The 204-nt window shown below is 44.6% G+C and carries 1 rRNA gene; it reads right to left on the bottom strand.

The features are described from left to right. Positions 1-204, bottom strand: a 23S ribosomal RNA gene (locus QQ041_RS21960); the annotation flags it as partial.

Here is a 204-nt window from a genome sequence, read left to right on the forward strand (position 1 = left end):
CTTTCGGAATCTCGGTTGATTTCTCTTCCTCGGGGTACTTAGATGTTTCAGTTCCCCCGGTTTGCCTCCTGTTGCTATGTATTCACAACAGGATACTTACTTATGTAAGTGGGTTTCCCCATTCAGGAATCCCAGACTCAAAAGGTTATTACTACCTAATCTGGGCTTATCGCAAGTTATTACGCCTTTCATCGCCTCTGACTG

The organism is Vibrio sp. TMPB1044 (assembly GCF_030442075.1).
In the GTDB taxonomy this organism is placed as follows: domain Bacteria; phylum Pseudomonadota; class Gammaproteobacteria; order Enterobacterales; family Vibrionaceae; genus Vibrio; species Vibrio satsumensis.